The sequence below is a fragment of the Pseudomonas sp. NY15354 genome (genome assembly GCF_048068075.1).
Lineage (GTDB): Bacteria > Pseudomonadota > Gammaproteobacteria > Pseudomonadales > Pseudomonadaceae > Aquipseudomonas > Aquipseudomonas guariconensis_C.
Window position 1 is genome coordinate 274,044 of record NZ_JBLUPV010000003.1, and the last position, 25,130, is coordinate 299,173.

Annotated in this window: 23 protein-coding genes; 13 read left to right on the top strand and 10 right to left on the bottom strand. The window is 63.1% G+C overall.

Annotation, left to right across the window (positions count from 1 at the left end):
• Positions 1 to 164 precede the first annotated feature (164 nt).
• The 6 genes from gcvH to ACNFCH_RS04940 all read left to right on the top strand — a co-directional run bounded on the left by gcvH (position 165) and on the right by ACNFCH_RS04940 (position 7,177).
• Entirely contained in the window at positions 165 to 548 is a 384-nt protein-coding gene (gene gcvH / locus ACNFCH_RS04915; protein WP_070093208.1) for a glycine cleavage system protein GcvH, read from the top strand.
• Positions 549 to 557: 9 nt separating this feature from the next.
• Positions 558 to 3,413 carry an aminomethyl-transferring glycine dehydrogenase gene (gene gcvP, locus ACNFCH_RS04920; protein WP_416742367.1) on the top strand — a complete coding sequence of 952 codons (2,856 nt, stop codon included), beginning with the start codon at positions 558 to 560 and terminating at the stop codon, positions 3,411 to 3,413.
• A gap of 104 nt (positions 3,414 to 3,517) precedes the next feature.
• Complete coding sequence (locus tag ACNFCH_RS04925; protein ID WP_416742368.1) at positions 3,518 to 4,894, top strand: L-serine ammonia-lyase; 1,377 nt, start codon at positions 3,518 to 3,520, stop codon at positions 4,892 to 4,894.
• A gap of 26 nt (positions 4,895 to 4,920) precedes the next feature.
• Positions 4,921 to 6,042 (top strand): glycine cleavage system aminomethyltransferase GcvT, encoded by a 1,122-nt coding sequence (gene gcvT, locus ACNFCH_RS04930; RefSeq protein ID WP_416742369.1) that lies wholly within the window; start codon positions 4,921 to 4,923, stop codon positions 6,040 to 6,042.
• Positions 6,043 to 6,386: 344 nt separating this feature from the next.
• The gene (locus ACNFCH_RS04935) at positions 6,387 to 6,599 is read left to right on the top strand and encodes a cold-shock protein (protein WP_043210709.1); all 213 of its coding nucleotides are present in this window, start codon (positions 6,387 to 6,389) and stop codon (positions 6,597 to 6,599) included.
• A gap of 89 nt (positions 6,600 to 6,688) precedes the next feature.
• Positions 6,689 to 7,177 (top strand): RDD family protein, encoded by a 489-nt coding sequence (locus ACNFCH_RS04940; RefSeq protein WP_416742370.1) that lies wholly within the window; start codon positions 6,689 to 6,691, stop codon positions 7,175 to 7,177.
• 119 nt (positions 7,178 to 7,296) lie between these two features.
• Here ACNFCH_RS04940 and lptG read toward each other — a convergent pair whose 3' ends face one another.
• Together lptG and lptF are read right to left on the bottom strand one after the other, a co-directional pair.
• On the bottom strand, positions 7,297 to 8,358 hold the full coding sequence (gene lptG, locus ACNFCH_RS04945; RefSeq protein ID WP_043210713.1) for an LPS export ABC transporter permease LptG: 1,062 nt from the start codon (positions 8,356 to 8,358) through the stop codon (positions 7,297 to 7,299).
• Positions 8,351 to 9,466: an LPS export ABC transporter permease LptF gene (lptF, locus tag ACNFCH_RS04950; protein ID WP_337158833.1), complete on the bottom strand. Its 1,116-nt coding sequence runs from the start codon at positions 9,464 to 9,466 to the stop codon at positions 8,351 to 8,353. Before lptF ends, lptG begins: the two co-directional genes overlap by 8 nt.
• Positions 9,467 to 9,737: 271 nt before the next feature.
• Between lptF and ACNFCH_RS04955 the strand changes: the two genes are divergently transcribed.
• The 5 genes from ACNFCH_RS04955 (at position 9,738) to rlmF (ending at position 16,160) form a co-directional block, all read left to right on the top strand.
• Complete coding sequence (locus tag ACNFCH_RS04955; protein WP_196162880.1) at positions 9,738 to 11,228, top strand: leucyl aminopeptidase; 1,491 nt, start codon at positions 9,738 to 9,740, stop codon at positions 11,226 to 11,228.
• A 48-nt stretch (positions 11,229 to 11,276) separates the two neighbouring features.
• Positions 11,277 to 11,705 (top strand): DNA polymerase III subunit chi, encoded by a 429-nt coding sequence (locus ACNFCH_RS04960; protein ID WP_337158831.1) that lies wholly within the window; start codon positions 11,277 to 11,279, stop codon positions 11,703 to 11,705.
• A 5-nt stretch (positions 11,706 to 11,710) separates the two neighbouring features.
• Entirely contained in the window at positions 11,711 to 12,079 is a 369-nt protein-coding gene (locus tag ACNFCH_RS04965) for a DNA polymerase III subunit chi (RefSeq protein WP_337158830.1), read from the top strand.
• Positions 12,080 to 12,267: 188 nt separating this feature from the next.
• A complete protein-coding gene (locus ACNFCH_RS04970) occupies positions 12,268 to 15,114 on the top strand; it encodes a valine--tRNA ligase (RefSeq protein ID WP_416742371.1) in 2,847 nt (948 codons plus the stop codon).
• Between the two features lie 107 nt (positions 15,115 to 15,221).
• Positions 15,222 to 16,160, top strand: a complete 939-nt coding sequence (rlmF, locus tag ACNFCH_RS04975) for a 23S rRNA (adenine(1618)-N(6))-methyltransferase RlmF (RefSeq protein WP_337158828.1) — start codon at positions 15,222 to 15,224, stop codon at positions 16,158 to 16,160.
• 168 nt (positions 16,161 to 16,328) lie between these two features.
• Here the strand turns inward: rlmF and ACNFCH_RS04980 are convergent, their stop codons facing one another.
• Positions 16,329 to 16,610, bottom strand: coding sequence for an HU family DNA-binding protein (locus ACNFCH_RS04980; RefSeq protein WP_043210728.1), 282 nt, complete (start codon positions 16,608 to 16,610; stop codon positions 16,329 to 16,331).
• A gap of 393 nt (positions 16,611 to 17,003) precedes the next feature.
• On the opposite strand from ACNFCH_RS04980, the gene yejK reads away from it, so the two are divergent.
• Entirely contained in the window at positions 17,004 to 18,011 is a 1,008-nt protein-coding gene (yejK, locus tag ACNFCH_RS04985; RefSeq protein WP_337158827.1) for a nucleoid-associated protein YejK, read from the top strand.
• Positions 18,012 to 18,041: 30 nt separating this feature from the next.
• Here the strand turns inward: yejK and ACNFCH_RS04990 are convergent, their stop codons facing one another.
• The 4 genes from ACNFCH_RS04990 to ACNFCH_RS05005 form a co-directional block, all read right to left on the bottom strand.
• Positions 18,042 to 18,305 carry a GIY-YIG nuclease family protein gene (locus tag ACNFCH_RS04990; protein WP_416742372.1) on the bottom strand — a complete coding sequence of 88 codons (264 nt, stop codon included), beginning with the start codon at positions 18,303 to 18,305 and terminating at the stop codon, positions 18,042 to 18,044.
• A 99-nt stretch (positions 18,306 to 18,404) separates the two neighbouring features.
• Positions 18,405 to 18,878, bottom strand: a complete 474-nt coding sequence (locus tag ACNFCH_RS04995; protein ID WP_416742373.1) for a nuclear transport factor 2 family protein — start codon at positions 18,876 to 18,878, stop codon at positions 18,405 to 18,407.
• 87 nt (positions 18,879 to 18,965) lie between these two features.
• Positions 18,966 to 20,246: a CynX/NimT family MFS transporter gene (locus tag ACNFCH_RS05000; protein WP_337158824.1), complete on the bottom strand. Its 1,281-nt coding sequence runs from the start codon at positions 20,244 to 20,246 to the stop codon at positions 18,966 to 18,968.
• 13 nt (positions 20,247 to 20,259) lie between these two features.
• Entirely contained in the window at positions 20,260 to 20,907 is a 648-nt protein-coding gene (locus tag ACNFCH_RS05005) for a FadR/GntR family transcriptional regulator (protein WP_416742374.1), read from the bottom strand.
• A 354-nt stretch (positions 20,908 to 21,261) separates the two neighbouring features.
• Here ACNFCH_RS05005 and ACNFCH_RS05010 point away from each other — a divergent pair, with 354 nt between their 5' ends.
• The gene (locus ACNFCH_RS05010; RefSeq protein WP_416742375.1) at positions 21,262 to 21,438 is read left to right on the top strand and encodes a hypothetical protein; all 177 of its coding nucleotides are present in this window, start codon (positions 21,262 to 21,264) and stop codon (positions 21,436 to 21,438) included.
• A gap of 507 nt (positions 21,439 to 21,945) precedes the next feature.
• On the opposite strand, the gene hisC is transcribed toward ACNFCH_RS05010, so the two are convergent.
• The 3 genes from hisC to hisG all read right to left on the bottom strand — a co-directional run bounded on the left by hisC (position 21,946) and on the right by hisG (position 25,078).
• Positions 21,946 to 22,989 (bottom strand): histidinol-phosphate transaminase, encoded by a 1,044-nt coding sequence (gene hisC / locus ACNFCH_RS05015; protein ID WP_337158822.1) that lies wholly within the window; start codon positions 22,987 to 22,989, stop codon positions 21,946 to 21,948.
• Between the two features lie 2 nt (positions 22,990 to 22,991).
• Positions 22,992 to 24,317 carry a histidinol dehydrogenase gene (gene hisD, locus ACNFCH_RS05020; RefSeq protein WP_196162891.1) on the bottom strand — a complete coding sequence of 442 codons (1,326 nt, stop codon included), beginning with the start codon at positions 24,315 to 24,317 and terminating at the stop codon, positions 22,992 to 22,994.
• 125 nt (positions 24,318 to 24,442) lie between these two features.
• Positions 24,443 to 25,078: an ATP phosphoribosyltransferase gene (hisG, locus tag ACNFCH_RS05025; protein WP_043213301.1), complete on the bottom strand. Its 636-nt coding sequence runs from the start codon at positions 25,076 to 25,078 to the stop codon at positions 24,443 to 24,445.
• Between the last annotated feature and the right edge of the window lie 52 nt (positions 25,079 to 25,130).

The window sequence follows — 25,130 nt, forward strand, 5'->3', positions numbered from 1 at the left end:
TGTGTAGCGATTTCATTACAGGCAAAGGACAAACGTCCCCGCCTATTTGAGCCCATGCCTTGATTTACAAGGCCCGAAACGACTTGGCCGCATTATTGCTAAGGGAATAGCAACCAAGAGCGCGGAATCACCGTGCCCATTTCCCTGCTTCGCGAGGATCCCCCATGAGCGAGTTGCGTTTCACCGAAGATCACGAATGGCTGCGCGTCGAAGCTGACGGCAGCGTCACCGTGGGCATCACCGCCTACGCCCAGAATGCCCTCGGCGATGTGGTTTTCGTGCAACTGCCGGAGCTGCAGCACTACGACAAAGGCGCCGAAGCCTCCACCGTGGAATCGGTGAAAGCCGCCAGCGGCGTGTACATGCCACTGGCCGGTGAAGTGGTCGCGGTCAACGACCAGCTCGACGCAAGCCCTGAACTGGTCAACGAAGACCCAATGGGCGAAGGCTGGTTCTTCCGCTTCATTCCCGCCGACGCCAGCGCCGTCAGCGGCCTGCTCGACCAAGGCGCCTATGATCGCCTGCTCAACGCCAACGACGACGCCTGAGGACTTGCCATGACCATCAACCTCAGCACCGCCAACGAATTCATCGCCCGCCACATCGGCCCACGCAGCGCCGATGAGCAGGCCATGCTCGCCGCCCTGGGCTTCGAGTCGCTGGAAGCCATGACCGCAGCGGTCATCCCTGACAGCATCAAAGGTACCAGCGTGCTCGGTGGCCACGACGGTCAGAGCGAGGCCGACGCCCTCGCCGACCTCAAAGCCATCGCCGGCAAGAACCAGCTGTTCAAGAGCTACATCGGCCAGGGCTACTACAACACCCACACCCCGGCACCGATCCTGCGCAACCTGCTGGAAAACCCGGCCTGGTACACCGCCTACACCCCCTACCAGCCAGAGATCTCCCAAGGTCGCCTGGAAGCGCTGCTCAACTTCCAGACCCTGATCAGCGACCTGACCGGCCTGCCGATCGCCAACGCCTCCCTGCTCGACGAAGCCACTGCCGCCGCCGAGGCCATGACCTTCTGTAAGCGCCTGTCGAAGAACAAGACCGGCCATGCCTTCTTCGCCTCCCGCCATTGCCACCCACAGACCCTCGATGTACTGCGCACCCGCGCCGAACCGCTGGGCATCGAAGTGGTCGTTGGCGACGAGCGTGAACTGACCGATGTCAGCAGCTTCTTCGGCGCCCTGCTGCAATACCCCGCCAGCAATGGCGACGTGTTCGACTACCGCGAACTGGTACAGCGCTTCCATGGCGCCAACGCCCTGGTGGCCGTAGCCGCCGACCTGCTGGCCCTGACCCTGCTCACCCCGCCCGGTGAATTCGACGCCGACGTGGCCATCGGCAGCGCCCAGCGCTTCGGTGTACCGCTGGGCTTCGGTGGCCCGCATGCCGCGTACTTCGCTACCCGCGATGCCTTCAAGCGCGACATGCCAGGACGCCTGGTGGGCGTTTCGATCGACCGTTTCGGCAAGACTGCCCTGCGTCTGGCCATGCAGACCCGCGAACAGCACATCCGCCGCGAGAAGGCCACCAGCAACATCTGCACCGCGCAGGTATTGCTGGCCAACATCGCCAGCATGTTCGCCGTGTACCACGGCCCGGCTGGCCTCAAGCGCATCGCCGAACGCACCCATGCCCTGACCGCCATCCTGGCCGCCGGCCTCGAGCAACTGGGCGTCAAGGTCGTCACCAGCGCTTACTTCGACACCCTGACCCTGGCCACCGGTGACGCTACCGCCCGCCTGCACGAGCAGGCCCGCGCCCAGCGCATCAACCTGCGCCAGATCGACGCCGCCCACTTGGGCCTGTCCCTGGACGAGACCAGCACCCAGGCCGACATCGAGGCCCTGTGGCAACTGTTCGCCGAAGGCAAGGCCGTGCCGGCCTTCGACAGCCTGGCGGCCAGCACCGTCTCGCGTCTGCCGGCCGCCCTGCTGCGCCAGTCGGCGATCCTCGAACACCCGGTGTTCAACCGTTATCACAGCGAAACCGAGCTGATGCGTTACCTGCGCCGCCTGGCCGACAAGGACCTGGCGCTGGACCGCAGCATGATCCCGCTGGGCTCGTGCACCATGAAGCTCAACGCCGCCAGCGAAATGATCCCGGTGACCTGGGCCGAGTTCGGCAACCTGCACCCGTTCGCACCGGCCGAGCAGAGCCAGGGCTACCTGCAGATGACCAGCGAGCTGGAAGCCATGCTCTGCGCCGCCACCGGCTATGACGCCGTGTCGCTGCAACCGAACGCCGGTTCCCAGGGCGAGTACGCAGGTCTCTTGGCGATCCGCGCCTATCACCGCAGCCGCGGCGAAGGCCATCGCGACATCTGCCTGATCCCCTCCTCGGCCCACGGCACCAACCCTGCCACCGCGCACATGGCCGGCATGCGCGTGGTGGTCACCGCCTGCGACGCGCGCGGCAACGTCGATGTCGAGGACTTGCGCGCCAAGGCCATCGAACACCGTGACCGCCTCGCCGCGATCATGATCACTTACCCATCGACCCACGGCGTGTTCGAGGAAGCGATCGGCGAAATCTGCGCGATCATCCACGACAACGGCGGCCAGGTGTACATCGACGGCGCCAACATGAACGCCATGGTGGGCCTGTGCGCCCCGGGCAAGTTTGGTGGCGACGTCTCGCACCTGAACCTGCACAAGACCTTCTGCATCCCTCACGGCGGTGGCGGCCCGGGCGTCGGCCCGATCGGTGTCAAGTCGCACCTGGCGCCGTTCCTACCAGGCCATGCGACCCTGGAAAACACCGAAGGCGCGGTCTGTGCCGCACCGTTCGGCAGCGCCAGCATCCTGCCAATCACCTGGATGTACATTCGCATGATGGGCGGCGCGGGCCTCAAGCGCGCCTCGCAGATGGCAATCCTCAATGCCAACTACATCGCCCGTCGCCTGGAAGAGCACTATCCTGTCCTCTATACCGGCGGCAATGGCCTGGTGGCGCACGAGTGCATCCTGGACCTGCGCCCGCTCAAGGACACCAGCGGTATCAGTGTCGACGACGTGGCCAAGCGCCTGATCGACTTCGGCTTCCACGCGCCGACCATGTCCTTCCCGGTGGCCGGCACCCTGATGATCGAACCGACCGAAAGCGAGTCCAAGGAAGAACTGGACCGCTTCTGTGACGCGATGATCCAGATCCGCGAGGAAATCCGCGCGGTCGAGAACGGCACCGTGGACAAGGACGACAACCCGCTGAAGAACGCTCCGCACACCGCGGCGGAGCTGGTCGGCGAGTGGACCCACGGCTACAGCCGTGAGCAGGCGGTGTACCCGCTGCCGAGCCTGGTGGAGGCCAAGTACTGGCCGCCAGTGGGCCGGGTCGACAACGTGTTCGGCGACCGCAACCTGGTCTGCGCGTGCCCGTCGATCGAGAGCTATCAGGACGTCTGATAGCCCTTCCCCCGCCACCTGGCTTGGGTGGCGGCCTCTGGGAACGGGTTTACCCGCTCCCAGAGGGCTCACCGTCCGCCCAATCAACCTGGCAGGAGGTCACCATGTCTTTGAGCGTCTTCGACCTGTTCAAGATCGGCATCGGCCCCTCCAGCTCTCACACGGTCGGCCCCATGCGGGCAGCCGCGCGCTTTGCCGAAGGGCTGCGCCGCGATGGCCTGCTGGCCCGCACCGACAGCGTCAAAGCCGAGCTGTATGGCTCGCTGGGCGCCACCGGCAAGGGCCATGGCAGCGACAAGGCCGTGCTGTTGGGCCTTGAAGGCGAGCATCCAGACACCATCGACACCGAATCGATTCCCGCACGTCTGCAGGCGATCCGCGACAGCGGTCGGTTGCGTCTGCTCGGTGAGCACGAGATCGGCTTCGTCGAAAAACAGCACCTGGCGATGATTCGCAAACCCCTGCCCTACCACCCCAACGGCATGATCTTCCGCGCCTTCGATGAAGCCGGATTGCAAATCCGTAGCCGGGAGTACTACTCGGTGGGCGGTGGTTTCGTGGTCGACGAGGACGCTGCCGGTCACGACCGGATCGTCGAGGACAGCACCGTACTGCCCTACCCGTTCCGCACGGCCAAGGAACTACTCGCCCATTGCAGCGAGCAGCACCTGTCGATCAGCCAGGTGATGCTGGCTAACGAAGCGGCCTGGCGCCCCGAGACCGAGACACGCGAAGGCCTGCTGCGTATCTGGCAGGTCATGCAAGACTGCGTCGAGGCCGGTTGCCGTCACGAAGGCATCCTGCCGGGCGGGCTGAAGGTCAAGCGACGGGCCCCGGCGCTGTACCGCCAGCTCAGCCGGCATCCCGAGGCCAGTCTGCGCGACGCGTTGTCGGTGCTCGACTGGGTCAACCTCTATGCCCTGGCGGTCAATGAAGAAAACGCCTACGGCGGACGGGTGGTCACCGCGCCCACCAACGGAGCGGCAGGTATCGTCCCGGCCGTCCTTCACTACTACATGCGCTTCGTTCCAGGGGCCAGCGAGGACGGGGTGGTGCGTTTTCTGCTCACCGCCGCCGCGATCGGCATCCTCTATAAGGAAAACGCCTCGATCTCCGGCGCCGAAGTTGGCTGCCAGGGGGAAGTCGGTGTGGCCTGCTCCATGGCAGCCGGCGCATTGTGCGAAGTGATGGGCGGTACCCCGCAGCAAGTGGAGAACGCCGCCGAAATCGGCATGGAACACAACCTCGGCCTGACCTGCGACCCAATCGGTGGGCTGGTCCAGGTGCCCTGCATCGAGCGCAACGCCATGGGCTCGGTCAAGGCGATCAATGCGGTACGCATGGCCTTGCGGGGCGACGGGCAGCACTACGTATCGCTCGACAAGGTCATCCGCACCATGCGCCAGACCGGCGCAGACATGAAAAGCAAATACAAGGAGACCGCCCGCGGCGGTCTGGCCGTCAACATCATCGAATGTTGACCCGAACAAAAAACGAGGAGTCACCGATGTCCGAAACACTGCAAAAGACCCCCTTGCACGCCCTGCACCTGGAACTGGGCGCACGCATGGTGCCGTTCGCCGGCTATGACATGCCGGTGCAGTACCCGCTGGGCGTGCTCAAGGAGCACCTGCACACCCGCGAGCAGGCTGGCCTGTTCGACGTCTCGCACATGGGCCAGATCCGTCTGCGCGGCAACGATGCGGCCAAGGCCCTGGAATCCCTGGTGCCAGTGGACATCATCGACCTGCCGGTGGGCATGCAGCGCTACGCGATGTTCACCAACGAGCAAGGCGGCATCCTCGACGATCTGATGGTCGCCAACCTGGGCGACGACGAACTCTTCCTGGTGGTCAACGCCGCCTGCAAGGATCAGGACCTGGCGCACCTGCAAAAGCACATCGGTACCCGCTGCCAGATCCAGCCGCTGTTCGAAGAACGCGCCCTGCTCGCCCTGCAAGGCCCGGCGGCGGTCAAGGTGCTCGAGCGCCTGGCGCCGGAAGTGGCCAGCATGACGTTCATGCAGTTCCGCCCCGTCACCCTGCTCGGTGCCGAATGCTATGTCAGCCGCTCGGGCTACACCGGTGAAGACGGCTACGAGATCTCGGTCCCGGTCGCCGATGCCGAAGCCTTGGCCCGCCGACTGCTGGCCGAGCCCGAAGTACAACCGATCGGCCTGGGCGCCCGTGACTCGCTGCGCCTGGAAGCCGGCCTGTGCCTGTATGGCCACGACATGAACACCACCACCACGCCAGTGGAAGCCAGCCTGCTGTGGGCCATCTCCAAGGTCCGCCGCGCCGATGGCGAGCGCGCCGGTGGTTTCCCTGGCGCCCATGCCATCTTCGAACAACAACGCCAAAGTGTTGCCCGCAAGCGTGTTGGCCTGCTGCCGCAGGAACGCACGCCGGTTCGCGAAGGCGCACAAATCGTCGATGCCGATGGCCAGCCGGTCGGCGAAGTCTGCAGCGGTGGTTTCGGACCGACCCTCGGCGCACCGGTCGCGATGGGTTATGTCGAGACCGAACATGCCGCGCTCGATACCGCATTGTTTGCTGTTGTGCGTGGCAAGCAGGTTGCCCTGAAGGTCAGCAAAATGCCTTTCGTTGCGCAACGTTACTATCGCGGTTGATTGCACTGGAGGCAGGTTCGTCATATTCGTTTTCGAACCTGCCCAATAACTTTTGAACATAGCGCCAGGCCAGGCGCCACGCCGTTTCCGACAAATTTGTCGGTTATCGGAAAAAGCCTGAATTCCGGCGGTCTGGAGGGCTTGTTTTTGTCGGCGGAGTTAGCGTAGAGTCACTGCACTGTGTTTGCATGGGTCGCAACAGTTCGTGACCTGGGCCAGTAGCTGAATCTGCTACAACCCGTTCGACGTCTCTTACTTTCCTGCAACCCAGCCCGGTAATCTTTTATATCGATAGATATGAAAGTAACTGTCATCAAAAATTAAGCTTCATAGGAAACAAGACAATGGCTGAGCGTCAGAACGGTACCGTCAAGTGGTTCAATGACGAGAAAGGTTACGGCTTCATCACCCCAGAAAGCGGTCCGGATCTGTTCGTGCACTTCCGTGCCATCGAAGGCAACGGCTTCAAGAGCCTGAAAGAAGGCCAGAAAGTCTCCTTCGAAGCCGTGCAAGGCCAAAAAGGCATGCAAGCTGACAAGGTTCAGGTCATCGCCTAAGCGAGATCCAGACTTCCAAAAGCCCCTGCCAAGTGCAGGGGCTTTTTTTTGCCCGTAGAATAGCGGCTTCGTCACACGGAGCGTCTTGCATGTCCAAGCCCCTGCTCACCCCTCAGGGTGACTTCCCCCCGGTCGGCCTGGGCCGTCGACTGGCCGCCATGTTCTATGACTTCCTGCTGTGTACCGCCCTGCTGATCGTGACGGCAGGCGCCTATAAGATGGTGCAGATGTGGATCATCGGCGAAGCGCGCATGCGCGAGCTGACCGAGGCTGGCGCCTTGGACGGCGATCCACTGTTATCGACCCTGCTGCTGTTCGCCCTGTTCGGCTTCTTCGCCAAGTTCTGGACTCACGGCGGTCAGACCCTGGGGATGCAAGTATGGGGTGTGCGAGTGCAGAACGCCGATGGCAGCGCGATCAGCCTGTGGCAGGCGCTGCTGCGCTTTGTCGTTTCCATCGCCTCCTGGCTGTGCCTGGGGCTCGGATTCTTCTGGGCGTTGGTCGACAAGCGCAAGCGTGGCTGGCATGACATCTATTCGGACACACAGCTGGTGCGGGTACCCAAGCGCAGGCCGTAATTCTCTGGGGCTGCTGCGCGACCCAGCGCAGGCTTCGCCAGCGCCTACAGGATCGCCACAATCCTGCCGGCCACAAAAAAGCCGACCCTAGGGTCGGCTTTTTCATGTCGCTCAGGCCATCAACCTGCCCGGCGCAACAACCACACGCCAGCCAGCGCACAGATGCCGGCCGGAATCACCACCGCCAGCAGCGGTGGGAAGCCGAACACCTGGCTGGAAGGGCCCAGCAGGTCCTGGCCAATACGGAATACGAAGCCCACCAGCACACCGGTGAACACACGCTGCCCAAGGGTCACGGAGCGTAGCGGGCCGAAGATGAAGGAGATCGCCATCAGCACCAGGGCCGCAGTCACCATCGGTTGCAGCACCTTGGTCCAGAATGCCAGCCAGTAGCGGGCGTTGTTCAGGCCCTGGTCGGACAAGTAGTGAATGTAGTCCCACAGGCCAGTGATCGACAGGGACTCAGGCGCCAGGATCACGGTGTTGAGCAGTTGCGGCGTTACCGACACGTCCCAGCGCTCCTGCGGCGCCTTCACCACCTCGGTGTGGTCGCCACGGAAGTAGGTGGTGGCGACATCGCTCAGGACCCAGTGGTCCTCGTTGTACTGCGCACGGCGTGCAAAGCTGGAAGTCACGATGTGACGCTCGGCGTCGAAGCGGTAGCGGGTCACCCCCAGCAGCAAGCCGTTGGGCTGCACCGAGTTGATGTGCACGAACTCTTCGCCCTGACGGTGCCACATGCCGCGCTTGGAGCTCTGCGCATCACCACCGCCCTGGGCCAGGGACCGCTCGGCCTGAGCCTTGTTTTCGGTGACAGGCGCCACGTATTCACCGATCAGCAGGCCGACCAGCATCAGCACCAGCATGGGCTTCATCACCGCCCAGACGATACGCCCGATGGACACGCCAGCGGCGCGCATGATGGTCAGCTCGCTGCTGCTGGCCAGACTGCCCAGGCCGATCAGGCAGCCGATCAGTGCAGCCATTGGCAACATCTCATACAACCGGCGCGGTGCGGTGAGCAATACGAAACTGCCAGCATCCATCACGGTGTAGGTATCGCTCAGGTCGCTCATCTCATCGATGAAGGCGAACAGCGAAGCCAGGCCCAGGATGATGCCCAGCACCGCCAGAATGGCCAGGAGCACGCTCTGGCCGATGTAGCGATCCAGCTTAGCCATGGGCCACCTCCGTACGACGGGCGGCACGCTTGAGCTGCATCGGCTCCCAGTACATCAGGCCCAGGCCGATCAGCAGGAACAGGCCATGAACCCACCACATGCCCAGGGCGATCGGGATCTTGCCCTTCTCCAGGGCGCCGCGTACGGAAATGAGCATCGTCAGGTAAGCCATGTAAAGAAGAATGGCCGGCAGCAGCTTGAGGAAGCGGCCCTGGCGCGGGTTGACCCGGGACAGCGGAACTGCCAGCAGTGTCACGATGAACACCAGCAGCGGCAGGGACAGGCGCCATTGCAGCTCAGCTTGCTCGCGCAGGGTGTTCTTGCCGAACAGTTCGGAAGTCGGGATGGCTTCACGCTCGGTCACTTCCTCGCTGACTTCCGGCTTGGGCAGCAACACGCCGTAGGTGTCGTACTTGATCGCGCGGTAGTCGGCCTGGCCGGGGTTACCGTCGTAGCGATAGCCGTTTTCGAGGATCAGGTAGCGGTTGCCGTCAGCCTGCACCTCCTGGTGGCCCTTCTCCGCGACCAGTACCGAAGGCGCACGGTCCTTGGTCTTGTCCTGGTTGAAGCGTTTCTCGGAGATGAACACACCGCTGAGATTGACGCGATCGTCCGACAGCTGCTCGGTATAGGTCACCCGAGAGCCGTCGCGCAGGGTCTGGAAACGCCCTGGCACCAGGGTGTCGAACTCGGTGAGGGCATCCTGCTGGTTGATGATCTGCTGCACCTGGGCAACGCCCTGGGGCGCCAGGCTCAGGCTCAGCCACGCCACCAACAGGGCGACCAGTGCGGCCGGCGCCATGGTCAAGGCCAGCAGGCGCTGCTGGCTCATGCCGGTGGCCGAGAGCACGGTCATCTCGCTTTCCAGATAAAGCCGGCCATAGGCCAGCAGGATGCCGAGGAACAGGCCCAAGGGCAGGATCAGCTGCAAGAAGCCCGGCAGACGGAAACCCATGATCAGGAACAGTACGCTCGGATCGAGCACACCCTGGGCGGCCTGGGCCAGGTACTTGATGAAGCGCCCGCTCATGATGATCACCAGCAGCACGGCGCTGACGGCGCTCAAGGTCACCAGGACCTCGCGGGACAGATAACGAAAGACGATCAAACCAGACACTCCTGGGTTGTCAGGGGCGCAGAGCCAAACAATGACTTGCCGGTTCGCCGACGGCGAACCTCCATATAAAGTGCGCGCATTATCCTGTGATTGACCGCGCCTGTCACTTGGCCGCGCATGACGGCACATGTCGGGGTTGTCATCGAGGTTCTCCCAGGCTCAAACTGGCAGCTTTTCAAGTGGCACGCGACCTTGCGGCCACGCCTGTTTCGAGCGCTTGCACGAGACTGCGCCAACTGACAGATCATTCGGGGACCCTGACATGGAACTGGTTGTAAAAAGTGTAGCCGCCGCCTCCTTGAAAACCGCCACCTTGGTGCTGGCCGTCGGTGAAGGGCGCAAGCTCGGCGACATCGCCAAGGCCGTCGACCAGGCCAGCAATGGCGCCATCAGCGCTGTGCTCAAGCGCGGCGACCTGGCCGGCAAGCCTGGCCAGACCCTGCTGCTGCACAGCCTGCCGGGCCTGAAGGCCGAACGCGTGCTGTTGGTCGGCAGCGGCAAGGAAGCCCTGGGCGATCGCAGCTGGCGCAAGCTGGTCGCCAGCGTCGCCGGTGTGCTCAAGGGACTGAACGGCAGCGACGCGGTGCTGGCCCTGGATGACGTCAGCGTCACCGGCCGCGACGCCCACTACGCCAAATACCGCCTGCTGGCCGAGACCCTGCTCGATGGCGAATACGTCTTCGACCGCTTCAAGAGCCAGAAGGCCGAACCCCGTGCCCTCAAGAAAGTCACCCTGCTGGCCGACAAAGCCGGCCTGGCCGAAGTCGAGCGCGCCGTAAAACACGCCAGCGCCATCGCCTCTGGCATGTCCTTCACCCGCGACCTGGGCAACCTGCCGCCAAACCTGTGCCACCCGACGTTCCTCGCCGAACAGGCCAAGGAGCTGGGCAAGGCTCACAAGAACCTCAAGGTCGAAGTACTGGACGAGAAAAAGATCAAGGACCTGGGCATGGGCGCGTTCTACGCCGTGGGCCAGGGCAGCGACCAGCCGCCACGGCTGATCGTGCTCAACTATCAGGGCGGCAAGAAGAGCGAAAAACCGTTCGTGCTGGTCGGCAAGGGGATCACCTTCGACACCGGCGGCATCAGCCTCAAGCCCGGTGCCGGCATGGATGAGATGAAGTACGACATGTGTGGCGCGGCCAGCGTGTTCGGCACCCTGCGTGCTGTCCTGCAGCTGCAACTGCCGATCAATCTGGTGTGCCTGCTGGCCTGCGCCGAGAACATGCCCAGCGGCGGCGCCACGCGCCCGGGCGACATCGTCACCACCATGAGCGGCCAGACCGTCGAGATCCTCAACACCGACGCCGAAGGCCGCCTGGTGCTGTGCGACACCCTGACCTACGCCGAGCGCTTCAAGCCCCAGGCCGTGATCGACATCGCCACCCTGACCGGCGCCTGCATCGTCGCCCTGGGCAGCCACACCTCGGGCCTGATGGGCAACAACGACGAACTGGTCGGCCAACTGCTCGATGCCGGCAAGCGCGCCGACGACCGTGCCTGGCAGTTGCCGCTGTTCGACGAGTACCAGGAACAGTTGGACAGCCCCTTCGCCGACATCGCCAACATCGGTGGCCCGAAGGCCGGCACCATTACCGCAGGTTGCTTCCTGTCGCGCTTCGCCAAGGCCTACAACTGGGCGCACTTGGACGTTGCCGGCACCGCGTGGATCAGCGGTGGCAAGGACAAAGGCGCCTCGGGCCGCCCGGTCCCGCTGCTGACCCAGTACCTGCTCGACCGCGCCAACGCGTGATGCCACAAGGCCGGTAGCGCTCGTGCGCTACCGGCCGGCAGACCGAACATGAGCAAAGTCGATTTCTACATCCTGCCCACCGATTCGTTGTCAGCTCGCCTGGATTTCGCCTGCAAGCTGTGCGAAAAGGCCTGGCGTCTGGGCCATCGGGTCTACCTGCACTGCCAGGACGCCGAGCAGCGCAATGCGCTGGACGAGCGCCTGTGGCACTTCAAGGGCGAAGCCTTCATTCCGCACGACCCTGCCGAGGCCAACGCCGAGGCTGCGGTAGCGCTGGGGCTGGGTGACGACGCCGGCGCCCACCGCGACCTGCTGATCAACCTGGGCGCCGACGTGCCGGGGTTCGTCGGCCAATTCGAGCGGGTAGCGGAGATCGTCGTCGAGGAGCCGGGCATTCGCCAGGCTGCGCGAGAACGATTCCGTTTCTACCGCGAACAGGGCTATGCTCTGCAAGACCACCGCTTACAGCGACTTTGACGACGATGGACAAGCACTCCTCCCTGCCCGATTCCGCTCATCTGCTCGACGACCTGGAGTCGATCCGACAGTTACTGGGCGATGCCGATCTGCAACCCCCACTGCTGACCGAAACGGTCGAGCAAATCCCCCTGCTGCTCGACGAGCCCGCCGGTAATACCTCGGCAGCAGCCGAGCCCCTGCCGGTCGAAGCCCCCGAGGACGATCCGCAGACCCGCCGCCAGGACACCCTGCTGCACCTGGAAGCCGACCTGCGCGCCGCCGCCCAACAGATCATGCAAGACGTGATCAACGACTTCACCCCGCACATCGAGAACGAGATCAAGCGCCGCCTCGACGCGCGCATGGAACGGCTGATCAAGCGCTCTGAATAACATCCCAGGCCTGCCCAGCGGTCCTTTCGCGGCACCAAGGCCGCTTCTAGAGGCGCCACGGTCCCTGTAGAAGCAGTCTTGTGCCGCGAAAAGGGCTGCAAAGCAGCCCCTGCCCCTGTCGCCTCGAACCCCCACCTTGGTTATACTTCTCGGCTTTCCCGAATTAATGCCATAGGGTCCCGCCGCGCATGGATAAGACCTACCAGCCGCACGCCATCGAAACTTCCTGGTACAACACCTGGGAGTCCGAGAACTATTTCGCCCCGCAAGGTGCAGGCGAGTCCTACACCATCATGATCCCGCCGCCGAACGTGACCGGTAGCCTGCACATGGGCCACGGCTTCAACAACGCGATCATGGACGCGCTGATCCGCTTCCGCCGCATGCAGGGCCGCAACACCCTGTGGCAGCCAGGCACCGACCACGCCGGTATCGCCACCCAGATGCTGGTGGAACGCCAGCTCGAGGCAAAAGGCCAGAACCGTCATGACCTGGGCCGCGAGAAGTTCCTGGAGAAGGTCTGGGAGTGGAAGGATCAGTCCGGCGGCAACATCAGCCGTCAAATCCGTCGCCTGGGCTCGTCGGTAGATTGGACCCGCGAGCGCTTCACCATGGACGACGGCCTGTCCGAAGCGGTCAAGGAAGCCTTCGTACGCCTGCACGAAGATGGCCTGATCTACCGCGGCAAGCGCCTGGTCAACTGGGATACCAAGCTGCACACCGCCATCTCCGACCTCGAAGTGGAAAACCACGACGAGAAGGGCCACCTGTGGAACCTGCGCTACCCACTGGCCGATGGCGCCAAGACCGCCGAAGGCAAGGATCACCTGGTCGTCGCCACCACCCGTCCGGAAACCCTGCTCGGCGATGCCGCCGTCGCGGTCAATCCGAACGACGAGCGCTACCACGCCCTGATCGGCAAGTTCGTCGAGCTGCCGCTGGTCGGCCGCCGCATCCCGATCATCGCCGATGACTATTGCGACCCGGAATTCGGCACCGGCTGCGTGAAGATCACCCCGGCCCACGACTTCAACGACTACGAAGTCGGCAAGCGTCACGACCTGCCACTGCTTAACATCTTCGACAAGAACGCCTTGGTGCTGGCAAGCGCCCAGGCCTTCAACCTCGACGGCAGCGTCAACGAGCAGATCGATACCCGTCTGCCGGCCCAATATGCAGGTCTGGACCGCTTCGTCGCGCGCAAGCAGATCGTCGCCGACCTGGACGCCCAGGGCCTGCTGGTCAGCATCGACGACCACGCACTGAAGGTGCCCAAAGGTGACCGTTCGGGCACGATCATCGAGCCGTGGCTGACCGACCAGTGGTACGTCTCCACCAAGCCACTGGCAGAACCTGCCATCGCCGCCGTGGAAGACGGCCGCATCCAGTTCGTGCCCAAGCAGTACGAAAACATGTACTTCTCCTGGATGCGTGATATCCAGGACTGGTGCATCAGCCGCCAGCTGTGGTGGGGTCACCGCATTCCGGCCTGGTACGACGAGGCCGGCCAGGTCTATGTTGGCCGCAATGAGGAAGAAGTCCGCGCCAAGCACAACCTGGGCGCCGACGTGTCCCTGCGACAGGACGACGACGTCCTCGACACCTGGTTCAGTTCGGGCCTGTGGACCTTCTCCACCCTGGGCTGGCCGGAGCAGACCGAGTTCCTCAAGAAATTCCACTCCACCGACGTGCTGGTCACCGGTTTCGACATCATCTTCTTCTGGGTTGCGCGCATGATCATGCTGACCATGCACCTGATCAAGAACGAAGACGGCACCCCGCAGGTGCCGTTCAAGACCGTGTACGTCCACGGCCTGGTGCGTGACGGTCAGGGTCAGAAGATGTCCAAGTCCAAGGGCAACGTCCTCGACCCGCTGGACATCGTCGACGGCATCACCCTCGATGCCCTGCTGGAAAAACGCACCAGCGGCATGATGCAGCCCAAGCTTGCCGAGAAGATCGCCAAGCAGACCAAAGCCGAGTTCCCCGAGGGTATCTCCAGCTACGGCACCGACGCCCTGCGCTTCACCTTCTGCTCGCTGGCCTCCACCGGCCGCGACATCAAGTTCGACATGGGCCGCGTCGAGGGTTACCGCAACTTCTGCAACAAGATCTGGAACGCCGCCCGCTACGTGCTGGACAAGGGCGAGGACTGCGGTCAGAACGGCGAAGCCTACGAACTGTCGCTGGCCGATCGCTGGATCATCTCGCAGCTGCAGCGCACCGAAGCCGAGGTGACCCGCCAGCTCGAGCAGTTCCGCTTCGACCTGGCCAGCCAGGCCCTGTACGAGTTCATCTGGAACCAGTACTGCGACTGGTACCTGGAGCTGTCCAAGCCGGTCCTGTGGGACGAAAACGCTCCGGTCGAGCGCGCCCGCGGCACCCGCCGCACCCTGGTGCGCGTGCTGGAAGTCGCCCTGCGCCTGGCCCATCCGTTCATGCCGTTCATCACCGAAGAAATCTGGCAGCGCATCGCGCCGCTGGCCGGTATCCAGGGCAAGACCATCATGTTGCAACCTTGGCCGGTGGCCAACGAAAGCCGCATCGATACCGCCGCCGAAGGCGATATCGAATGGCTGCAGCAACTGATGGTCGGCCTGCGCAACATCCGCGCCGAGATGAACATCGGCCCAGGCAAGCCGCTGCCGCTGTTCCTCAAGAACGCCAACGCGGACGACCAGCGTCGCCTGCAAGAGAACGAGGCCCTGCTCAAGAAGCTGGCCAAGGTCGAGTCGTTCACCGTACTCGGCGAGCAGGACGAGGCGCCGCTGTCGGCTACCGCGCTGGTGGGCGACCTGCAGGTACTGGTGCCGATGGCTGGCCTGATCGACAAGGATGCGGAGCTGGCGCGCCTGAGCAAGGAAATCCAGCGCCTGCAAGGCGAAGTCCAGCGCGTGGGCGGCAAGCTGTCCAACGCTGCGTTCGTCGACAAGGCCCCGCCTGCCGTGATCGAGAAGGAGCGCGCCAAGCTGGCAGAGTCCGAACAGGCCCTGGCCAACTTCACCGAGCAGCATGCACGGATCGCGGCGCTGTAACAGCCGCAGACCTCAGTGATGCCATCGCGGGACAAGCCCGCTCCCATAGGTCAACGAAGACCGTGTGGGAGTGGGCTTGTCCCGCGATGCTTTTGAGACTTCACCCCATGAATCAAAAACCCACCCTGCACCCGCGCAACCGCCACCAGGGCCGCTACGACTTCCCCAGCCTGATCAAGGCCCATCCAGAGCTGGCCGGCTTCACCATCACCAACCCCTATGGCAAGCCGAGCATCGACTTCGCCAACCCCGAAGCGGTACGGGTCTTCAATCGCGCCCTGCTCAAGGCCCAATACGGCATCCAGCACTGGGACATCCCCGCCGACTACCTGTGCCCGCCCATTCCTGGGCGGGCCGATTACATCCACGTGCTGGCTGACTTGCTGGCCGAGGACGGCAACGGTGAGATTCCCCGAGGCGCGCAGGTACGTGCGCTGGATATCGGCGTCGGTGCCAACTGCATCTATCCACTGCTCGGGCACAGTGACTACCGCTGGCGTTTCGTCGGATCGGACATCGATCCCGTGGCCTTGGCCTCGGCCAGGACCATCGTCCAGGCCAACGGCCTGAGCAAGGCCATTGCCTTGCGCCAGCAAGCCAACCGCAAGCACATCCTCACCGGCCTGCTGCAGGACGACGAGCGTTTCGACGTCACCCTGTGCAACCCGCCGTTCCATGCCTCCCGCGACGAAGCCACCCGCGGCAGCCAGCGCAAATGGAAGAACCTTGGCAAGCAAGATCCCAAGCGCAAGCTGCCAGTGCTCAATTTCGGCGGGCAGAACAACGAGCTATGGTGCGAGGGTGGAGAGATCCGCTTCGTCACCCAGTTGGTGGAAGAGAGTGCGCAGTACGGTGCTCAGGTGCTGTGGTTCACCAGCCTGGTATCCAAGGCCAGCAACCTGCCCGGCATCGAGGCAGCGCTGAAGAAGGCAGGCGTGAAGGCTCAGCGGGTCGTGGCCATGGGCCAAGGTCAGAAACAGAGCCGCATGGTCGCCTGGAGCTTCCAGGACGATGCCGCGCGCCAGGCCTGGCATAGCTCACGCTGATGAGCATGCCTGGATAAATCTCACAGGCGCTACGGTGCTTTCGCTAAAACAGCTGCAGCTATGAGGGCGGGCTTGCCCGCGAAGGGGCCGCAAGCGCAGCCCCAAATCGCAGGCATGAAAAAACCGCGTCCGGACATGCCGGGCGCGGCTTCTTCAACGCTTCAACAATTACTTGTTGACGGCGTCGTTCAGGACCTTGGCAGGTACGAACTTGACGACTTTCTTGGCAGCGATTTCGATGGCAGCGCCAGTCGAAGGGTTGCGGCCGGTACGGGCAGGACGCTCGGAGACTTTCAGCTTGCCGATGCCTGGCAGGGTGATTTCAGCGCCGTTTTCCAGTTGGTCGGCGACGATCTGGCCCAGTTGCTCCAGGGCGTTACGCGCGGTGGTTTTCGGTGCGTCGATAGCTTCGGCGATATCGGCAATCAGTTGGTCTTTGGTCAATGCCATGGTGGTGTTCCTTCCCTATCAAATTCAGAGTTATGCAGCGTGCCAGGTCGGTAATCGGGCCAGCCCCTGAAAAATCCGGCGGGCCGCGCCAATCGCGTATGTAGATACGAAAATCGGCGTTTGGTTCGACACGACCCAAGCGATCTGCCAGCAATGCGCCACCCAAGGGGCGCAAGACCGCGCAAAGCTACCACAGGAATAGATAAATATCCGCTGCCGACTTCGATTTTATGCAGGTTTTTCGGGGGTTTTATCGTAAAACGCAAAAAATTGAACAAAAAACGAACAACAGGCATTTACGCCACGATCTGACCACTGCATCGCCCTCTGCCTGAGTTAAACTGCACGACTTTGCAGCGCGGCCTAGCACCGCCCAACCCGCTCGAGATTTCCATGCCAATCCGTCATTGCATCGTTCACCTGATCGACAAGAAACCCGATGGCAGCCCGGCAGTCCTGCATGCCCGAGACTCCGAGCTCGGCGCTTCCGATGCCATCGAAAACCTACTGGCCGATCTCAACGACAGTTACAACGCCAAGCAAGGCAAAGCCTGGGGCTTCTTCCACGGCGAATCCGGCGCCTACCCGTTCAGCGGCTGGCTCAAGCAGTACCTGGATGAAGAAAAGGATTTCACCGCCTTCAGCCGCATCGCTGTAGAGCACCTGCAAAAACTGATGGAAGAATCCAATCTCTCCACCGGTGGCCATATCCTTTTCGCCCATTATCAACAAGGCATGACCGAGTACCTGGCCATCGCCCTGCTGCACCACAGCGAAGGCGTGGCCGTGAACGCCGAGCTCGACGTCACGCCGTCGCGTCACCTGGATCTTGGCCAGTTGCACCTGGCGGCGCGGGTCAACCTGTCGGAGTGGAAGAACAACCACAACTCCAAGCAGTACATCTCGTTCATCAAGGGCAAGAATGGCAAGAAGGTGTCGGACTACTTCCGCGACTTCATCGGCTGCCAGGAAGGCGTCGACGGCCCAGGTGAGACCCGCACCCTGCTCAAGGCCTTCAGTGACTTCGTCGAAAGCGAGGACCTGCCCGAGGAGGCCGCCCGCGAAAAGACCCAGACGCTGGTCGACTATGCCACCACCCAGACCAAGCTGGGCGAGCCTGTGACCCTGGAAGAGCTGTCCAGCTTGATCGATGAAGACCGCCCCAAGGCCTTCTACGACCATATTCGCAACAAGGATTACGGCCTGTCGCCGGAGATCCCCGCGGACAAACGCACCCTCAACCAGTTCCGCCGCTTCACCGGCCGTGCCGAAGGCCTGTCGATCAGCTTCGAGGCACACCTGCTGGGGTCGAAGGTGGAATACGACGAGGAGGCCGGCACCCTGATCATCAAGGGCCTGCCGACCCAGCTGGTCGATCAGCTCAAGCGCCGCAAGGACTGAGCATTGCCCGGGGCTGCAACGCAGCCCCAGCTACTCCACGGTACCTACATAAGCTGCCACCAGCGCCTCCTTGGCCGACTTGCGCAGCTTTTTCACCAAGCGCTCCTGACGCAGCGCCTCGCCTTTGTCCGGCCACTGCTCCACATACACCAGTGCCTGGGCCGGGCTGGTCTTGAAATAACGCGCGCCCTGCCCCTTCTGGTGCTTCAGGAACCGCCGCTGCGGGTCGTCACTGATACCGCAGTACAGCGAACCGTTGGCAGCCCGCACCAAGTAGACATACCAGGGTTTCACGTCCCCGCCTGGAAGGTTTTCACTCAAGGCGCTCACTCTTTCACATCATTCATTTGAAACCCAAAGGCCCACTTCAGCTACCACGAAAAGAGGCTGTGGCTATACCGCGCTCTGCTGGTATGCCCGCAACCCCTTGAACGCTTGCTGGCGCACCTTGCTCTGCAGCTGCGGTGACCAGCCCAGCAACAACCCCGGCAGGCCCAGGGCCTGACGTGACCAGCGCCACAAGTTGAAACTGTCGTCATGCTGACAAATCAGGCCATCACGGATCACGAAGCGGGCCTGAATGTCGTTGACCACGGAACGCCCCGTCTGGCTGAACAGGTAGCGCGCCACCCAATGCGCGCTACCGCCGTCCTGGTTGGCGTGGACGTTATCGAAGGTCAGGGAGAAATCCTTGGCACGGGTGGTCAGCATCCGCCACATATCTCCCACGTCACGGCCTCGCAAGGTCCCGAAGACCGGGTCACTGAAAGTGATGTCGTCGCTGTAGCAGGCCACCATGGCCTCGGCGTCCAGGCGCTGGAAGGCTTGGTAGAAACGTGTGATCAGCTCACGATTGGCGTCGCTCATGGGGCGGATCCCTCCGGGGGGCAAACTTCAACGATAATGTGCCACGCACATGAGCGCCATGCTCATTCGCGCCATGAATGGGGCTTCTCACACCTTCTCGCTGACCACCTGCACATGCAACGCCCGCCCGGCCCCCAGGCCGAACAGAATCGCACCGATGCCCAGCGCCGCGAAAATCCAGCCCACTGCTGCCCAGCCTCCGGTCAGGTCGTGCACCAGGCCCACCGCAAATGGCCCTGCGGACGCCAACGTATAGCCAACGCCTTGCGCCATGCTTGAAAGATTCGCGGCCACATGGGAGTCCTTCGAGCGCAGCACGATCAACGTCAGCGCCAGGGCGAACGTACCGCCCTGCCCCAGCCCGAGCACGACGGCCCAGCCCCACAACCCCGAAATCGGTGCATACAGGCAACCGAACAGCCCTGCCAGGGTGACCAGCATGACGATCACGATAGCCAGGCGCTGGTCCTTGCCGCGCGTGGCCAGCCAAGGCGTGCTAAGAGAGCTGACCAGCTGCACGATCACCGACCCGGACAACACCAGCCCCGCTTCCGTAGGGCTCAGCCCACGACCGATGAGAATCGAAGGGAGCCAGCCGAACACGATGTACGCCAGCGAAGACTGCAAGCCCATGTACAGCGTGACCTGCCAGGCCAGCGGATCGCGCCACAGGCCGCGAACCTTGTAGGCCACCTTGTGCAGGCCGTGCCCCTGGCGCGCCTGGGGCAACCACACCAGCATCGCGATCAACGCAGGCACCAGCCAAAAGCCCAGGCCCCGGGCCCAGCTGTCATCGAAGCGGCGTGCCAGAGGTACCGTGGCACCGGCGGCCAGGGCCGCGCCCAGGCACAAGGCCATGGTATAGACACCGGTCAGGGTACCGGCATGCTGTGGGAAGTCCCGCTTGACGATACCTGGAAGCAGCACACCGATGATGCCGATGCTCGCGCCGGCCATGACACTGCCCAGAAACACGCCCGTCACCCCCAGGACACTGCGCAGCAGAATACCCAGGGCCAAGGTCAGCAAGATGCCCAGCACAACCCGTTCGCTGCCAAAGCGTCGAGCCAAGACCGGTGCCAACGGGGCGAAAAGGCCAAGGCACAGCACCGGCAAGGTCGTCAGCAAGCCCGCCTGTGAAGCGTTCAGCCCGAGGCCCTCGGACACCTGGCCCAGTACCGGTGCCATGCTTGACAGCGCTGGACGCAGATTCAGTGCCACCAGTACCAGGCCCAGCAGCAACAGCCAGGGCCGCTGCAGCATCACCGGTTGCTGCTGGACCTGTTCGTCGTCGGCTTCGGCGTCGATCAGCAGTTCTTCGAATTCCTGCTGTTGGGGAGCGGTTTCATGAATCGTGGGGTCGGCCATGGGCGTCTCGTTATCAGGACTCGATGAGGGTCCGGCTCAGGTGCTTGGCACGCTCCGGATCACGTTGTTCGATGGCATCCACGATCTGCCCATGCAGGTCGAAGACTGTTTGGCAGCGGGGGGCGCTGGTCATATTCAGTTCAAGTGCGGTCGCCACCACGCCGGAAAAATAGCGATAGAGCTCGCTCAACGCCGGGTTGTGGGCGGCGTCGACCAATTGCTGGTGAAAGAGCAGGTCGCATTCGACGTAGGTTTTTACATCGCCATGGAAGTGGGCGGCGCTGTTCTGCAGGGCTTGGCGCAGGTCGCGCAGATCCGCGTCGGTGCGGCGCTGGGCGGCCAGGCCGATGGCTTCGGTTTCGAGGATACGGCGGGTTTCGCGAGCCTGATCCGGCGAGCAGCGCGTCATGGCTTGGACGGCCTGTAGTGGGTCCTGGACGGTGCGCAGGTAGCTGCCATCGCCTTGGCGGATCTCGACCAGGCCGCTGAAGGCGAGCACGCGCATGGCTTCGCGGACGGTGTTGCGGCTGATGCCCAGCTCTTGAGCGAGCTCAGGTTCGGTGGGGAGGCGTTGGCCAATGGACCAGGTGCCGCTGGTGATGCGGGTGCGGAGTTGGTCGACGGCTTGTTCTACTAGGGAACGTTTGATGAGTAGGGTCATAGGTAGATCCGGTCATCGGATGAATTGTGGTGACGATAGCCGGGAGGTTGGGGGTAGGGCAAGGGTTGGGCCTTCAGATCGTGTGAATATCCGGTGTTGGTGGTGGCGCCACCGGCGCTTTTCGCCTTTACGGCGACCTACTTTTGCTCTTGGGCAAAAGTAGGCAAAAGCCGCTGACTCCCACATACGGCCCGGCGCTTCGCACCGGGTCCCCTCGCTGCGGTGTCTTGCGGGGCTTCGCGGCCTCCGGCTGGCTGCGCCAGCCTCCATCTCGCGACTTCGGCTACGCCGAAGGGCGCTGCGCGCCTGCCCCTACAGACACCTCCACTCGGCCTTCTGAGGTCGCGATTGGTGGTGCCTGGACTATCGCGCATCAAAAGCAACGGCAACGGCAACGGCAACGGCAACGGCAACGGCAACGGCAACGGCAACGGCAACGGCAAACAAGCTAATTATCTGTTGTTTGTGCCGGCCCATTCGCGGGTAAACCCGCTCCTACAGGCACTGCGCCGTTCTCAAGAGCTGCGGTGAGCCTGTAGGAGCGGCGGTTCGGCGCTCCGATTCACCCGCGAATGGCCGGAAAACTCAACACCCACCTCATTGAAAAAACAACGCCAGTTCAGGCGCCGCCTGTAACTTGCGCCCCATCAGCAGGCCGAGCGAAGGTGTCTGGAGGGGCAGGCGCGTAGCGCCCTTCGGCGGTAGCCGAAGACGCGAGATGGAGGCTGGCGTAGCCAGCCGGAGGCCGCGAAGCCCCGTAAGACACCGCAGCGAGGGAACCCGGTGCGAAGCGCCGGGCCATATGCGGGGGCGCAGCGGCTTTGGTCACTTTGGCCAAGACCAAAGTGACCCGCCGTAAGGGCGGAAAGGTGACTAACCGTCGACAAATCAAACGGATAAGCCCACAAACCTCAAAACCAACAACCAACAACCAACAACCAACAACCAACAAAAGAGCGGAAAGGTGAATCAGCGTCAGCACATCAAACGGACAAGTCCACGCCCGTCGAACCACTAACCACCCATCCACCTACTCACTCACAGCGCATCAAGCAACGCCTGGTTCTGCTCCGGCGTGCCGATGGTAATCCGCAAGAACTGCGCAATCCGCTCTTGCTTGAAGTGTCGCACGATCACTCCCTGCTCCCGCAGGCGTGCCGCCACCTCGGCAGCATCACGCTCAGGGTGCCGGGCAAAGATGAAGTTGGCCGCCGAAGGCAATACGTCAAACCCTCGGGCCACCAACTGCTCGACCAACGCCTCACGACTTTCGATCACCTTGCGGCAGGTCTCGTCAAAATACGTACGGTCATCGAACGCCGCGGCCGCACCAACGATCGCCATGCGATCGAGCGGGTAGGAGTTGAAGCTGTTCTTGATCCGCTCCAACGCCTCGATCAACGCCGGATGCCCCACCGCCAGGCCCACCCGCAGGCCGGCCAGGGAGCGCGATTTGGAAAGTGTCTGGGTCACGAGCAGGTTGTCGTAGCGGTCCACCAGACTGATGGCCGTCTCACCGCCAAAGTCGATGTAGGCCTCATCCACCACCACCACCGAGTCTCGGTTGGCCTGCAGCAATTGCTCGATCGCTTGCAGCGGCAACAAGCAACCGGTCGGAGCATTGGGGTTGGGGAAGATGATCCCGGCGTTGGGCTTTTTATAGTCCTCGATGCGGATCTGGAACTGCTCATCCAATGCCACCTGCTCGAACGCGATGCCGTACAAGCCGCAGTAAACCGGGTAGAAGCTGTAGCTGATGTCCGGGAACAACAGCGGCGCATCGTGCTGGAACAGGCCGTGGAAGATGTGCGCCAACACTTCATCCGAGCCGTTGCCGACGAAGACTTGCTGGGCTGTGACGCCGTAATAGTCGGCCACCGCCTGTTTGAGCCGGTCCCCATTCGGGTCCGGGTACAGGCGTAGGTTGTCGTTCAATTCGCCCTGCATGGCCTCGAGCGCCTTGGGCGACGGGCCGTAGGGGTTCTCGTTGGTGTTCAGCTTGACCAGGCGGGTCAGCTTGGGTTGCTCACCCGGTACGTAAGGCACCAGGTCCTTGACGAAGGGGCTCCAGAAACGGCTCATGTTCAGTTCCCCTTGGTCTGGGTGAGGATGCGGTATTCAGCACTGCGGGCATGAGCGGTCAGCGACTCGCCACGGGCCAGAACCGATGCGGTGTGCCCAAGCTCCGAGGCCGCCTGCTCGGAGCAGAAGATGATCGACGAACGCTTCTGGAAGTCATACACCCCCAGCGGCGAGGAGAAACGCGCGGTGCCGGAGGTCGGCAGCACATGGTTGGGGCCGGCGCAGTAGTCACCCAAGGCTTCGCTGGTGTGACGGCCCATGAAGATCGCGCCCGCATGACGGATCTGCGGCAGCCACGCCTGCGGATCGGCGACCGACAACTCCAGGTGCTCGGGAGCAATGCGGTTGGCGACGTCCATTGCCTGCTGCATGTCGCGCACTTGGATCAGCGCACCACGGCCGTTGATGGACTTCTCGATGATCTCGGCACGCTCCATGGTCGGCAGCAGCTTGGCGATGCTGGCGGCCACGCGATCGAGGAAGGCGGCATCAGGGCTGACGAGGATCGCCTGGGCATCTTCGTCGTGCTCGGCCTGGGAGAACAGGTCCATGGCGATCCAGTCCGGGTCGGTCTGGCCGTCGCAAACGACGAGGATTTCCGAGGGGCCGGCGATCATGTCGATACCGACCTGGCCGAATACATGGCGCTTGGCAGTGGCCACGTAGATATTGCCCGGACCGACGATCTTGTCCACCTGGGGCACGCTTTCGGTCCCATAGGCCAGGGCCGCAACGGCTTGGGCGCCACCAATGGTGAAGACGCGATCGACGCCGGCGATGCACGCAGCGGCCAGCACCAGTTCGTTGACCTCACCGCGCGGGGTCGGCACCACCATCACCACTTCGGATACACCGGCGACCTTGGCCGGGATGGCGTTCATCAGCACGGACGAAGGGTACGAAGCCTTGCCGCCCGGCACGTAAAGGCCGGCACGGTCCAGCGGCGTGACTTTCTGGCCCAGCACGGTGCCATCCGCCTCGGTGTATTGCCAGGAATCCTGCTTCTGCCGCTCGTGGTAGCTGCGCACGCGGCTGGCGGCCGTCTCCAACGCTTCGCGCTGGGTGGGGGTGATACGGGTCAGGGCCAGCTCCAGGCGTTCGCGCCCCAGGATCAGGTCATCGATGCTCTTGGCCTCGACGCCATCGAAACGCTGGGTGAACTCAACCAACGCGGCATCGCCTCGCTCGCGAATAGCCTTGATGATGTCGAGCACGCGCTGATTGACCGCGTCATCGGACACGCTTTCCCAGCTCAGCAGATGATCCAGATGTCGGGCGAAATCCGGATCAGCGGCGTTGAGACGGGCAATTGCAGTGGACACGGTCATGACGAGGGCCTCGTTTTATTAGCGAATGCTCAGGCGCCCTAGGCTACCAGTCCATCCGCGCGGGCACCCGAGAAAAATGGCTATGACGCGGATAGACGGGCGCGACAGAAAGTCGCGCGCAAAGGTCAGCCGCGATGTCGCGATTCGACGGCCTGGCGCAGGGTGTCGATCAGGCTCTGGATGCGGGCGTGCTGCATTTTCATGGAGGCTTTGTTGACCACCAGACGCGAGCTGATGGTCGCGATCAGTTCCTGCGGCTCCAGACCGTTGGCACGCAGGGTATTGCCGGTGTCGACCACATCGATGATCTTGTCGGCCAGACCGATCAGCGGGGCCAGCTCCATGGAGCCGTACAGCTTGATGATGTCGACCTGACGGCCCTGCTCGGCGTAATAGCGTTTGGCTACGTTGACGAATTTGGTGGCCACACGCAGACGCCCCTTGGGCTCCGGCGCACCGACCGCGCCGGCGGTCATCAGCTTGCAGCGGGCGATCTGCAGGTCCAGCGGCTCATACAAGCCCTGGCCGCCGTACTCCATCAACACGTCCTTACCGGCCACACCGAGGTCAGCGGCACCATGCTCGACATAGGTCGGCACGTCGGTGGCGCGCACGATCAGCAGGCGCACATCGTCCTGGGTCGTGGGGATGATCAGCTTGCGGCTCTTGTCCGGATTCTCGGTCGGCACGATACCGGCCTCGGCCAGCAATGGCAGGGTATCGTCGAGGATTCGGCCCTTGGATAGCGCGATGGTCAACATGGGAAACGTCGGTCCTTAAGCGGCTACAGCCGACCGGGCAAACGCCCGGCCG

Excerpts from the sequence above, each read along its gene's own strand:
- ACNFCH_RS04955 (WP_196162880.1), top strand. The coding sequence starts at position 9,738 with ATGGAACTGGTTGTAAAAAGTGTAGCCGCCGCCTCCTTGAAAACCGCC.
- ACNFCH_RS04940 (WP_416742370.1), top strand. The coding sequence starts at position 6,689 with ATGTCCAAGCCCCTGCTCACCCCTCAGGGTGACTTCCCCCCGGTCGGC.
- ACNFCH_RS04925 (WP_416742368.1), top strand. The coding sequence starts at position 3,518 with ATGTCTTTGAGCGTCTTCGACCTGTTCAAGATCGGCATCGGCCCCTCC.
- ACNFCH_RS04980 (WP_043210728.1), bottom strand. The coding sequence starts at position 16,610 with ATGGCATTGACCAAAGACCAACTGATTGCCGATATCGCCGAAGCTATC.
- gcvT (WP_416742369.1), top strand. The coding sequence starts at position 4,921 with ATGTCCGAAACACTGCAAAAGACCCCCTTGCACGCCCTGCACCTGGAA.
- ACNFCH_RS05000 (WP_337158824.1), bottom strand. The coding sequence starts at position 20,246 with ATGGCCGACCCCACGATTCATGAAACCGCTCCCCAACAGCAGGAATTC.
- ACNFCH_RS05005 (WP_416742374.1), bottom strand. The coding sequence starts at position 20,907 with ATGACCCTACTCATCAAACGTTCCCTAGTAGAACAAGCCGTCGACCAA.
- ACNFCH_RS04935 (WP_043210709.1), top strand. The coding sequence starts at position 6,387 with ATGGCTGAGCGTCAGAACGGTACCGTCAAGTGGTTCAATGACGAGAAA.
- hisG (WP_043213301.1), bottom strand. The coding sequence starts at position 25,078 with ATGTTGACCATCGCGCTATCCAAGGGCCGAATCCTCGACGATACCCTG.
- hisD (WP_196162891.1), bottom strand. The coding sequence starts at position 24,317 with ATGACCGTGTCCACTGCAATTGCCCGTCTCAACGCCGCTGATCCGGAT.
- gcvH (WP_070093208.1), top strand. The coding sequence starts at position 165 with ATGAGCGAGTTGCGTTTCACCGAAGATCACGAATGGCTGCGCGTCGAA.
- lptG (WP_043210713.1), bottom strand. The coding sequence starts at position 8,358 with ATGGCTAAGCTGGATCGCTACATCGGCCAGAGCGTGCTCCTGGCCATT.
- ACNFCH_RS04995 (WP_416742373.1), bottom strand. The coding sequence starts at position 18,878 with ATGAGCGACGCCAATCGTGAGCTGATCACACGTTTCTACCAAGCCTTC.
- ACNFCH_RS04970 (WP_416742371.1), top strand. The coding sequence starts at position 12,268 with ATGGATAAGACCTACCAGCCGCACGCCATCGAAACTTCCTGGTACAAC.
- ACNFCH_RS04965 (WP_337158830.1), top strand. The coding sequence starts at position 11,711 with ATGGACAAGCACTCCTCCCTGCCCGATTCCGCTCATCTGCTCGACGAC.
- yejK (WP_337158827.1), top strand. The coding sequence starts at position 17,004 with ATGCCAATCCGTCATTGCATCGTTCACCTGATCGACAAGAAACCCGAT.
- ACNFCH_RS04960 (WP_337158831.1), top strand. The coding sequence starts at position 11,277 with ATGAGCAAAGTCGATTTCTACATCCTGCCCACCGATTCGTTGTCAGCT.
- hisC (WP_337158822.1), bottom strand. The coding sequence starts at position 22,989 with ATGAGCCGTTTCTGGAGCCCCTTCGTCAAGGACCTGGTGCCTTACGTA.
- rlmF (WP_337158828.1), top strand. The coding sequence starts at position 15,222 with ATGAATCAAAAACCCACCCTGCACCCGCGCAACCGCCACCAGGGCCGC.
- gcvP (WP_416742367.1), top strand. The coding sequence starts at position 558 with ATGACCATCAACCTCAGCACCGCCAACGAATTCATCGCCCGCCACATC.